A 317-nucleotide genomic window follows, 5' to 3' on the forward strand; every position below is an offset into this window, starting at 1 on the left:
TGAAGAAGGCATTACCATTAATTATGGCGGCTCTGGTAGCAGCATCACTCGCAGGCTGCGGAAGCAGCAAGACAGAAGCGACAACAGCGGCACCGGCGGAGACGACTACAGCGGCACAGGCAGAGACGACGAAGGAAGAGACAAAAGCAGAGGAGACAACAGAGGCGCCTACAGAAGCCAAGGCAGAACCGATTACCATGAATGTGGCATATATGCCTAACTACGGAAGCTTATGGTCCGTGATGACGGCAAAGGAAAAAGGCTAATTTGATGAGGAAGGCATTACCGTAAACCTTGTGGAATTCGCAGACGGTCCA

General features: G+C 51.7%; 1 pseudogene. It reads left to right on the top strand.

Going from position 1 to position 317, the window contains the following annotated elements:
- Window positions 1-266, top strand: a pseudogene (locus NE473_RS30795) (ABC transporter substrate-binding protein); the annotation flags it as partial.
- Between the last annotated feature and the right edge of the window lie 51 nt (window positions 267-317).

Origin of the sequence: Hungatella sp. SL.1.14, assembly GCF_024460495.1 — a bacterium.
GTDB lineage: Bacteria > Bacillota > Clostridia > Lachnospirales > Lachnospiraceae > Hungatella > Hungatella hathewayi.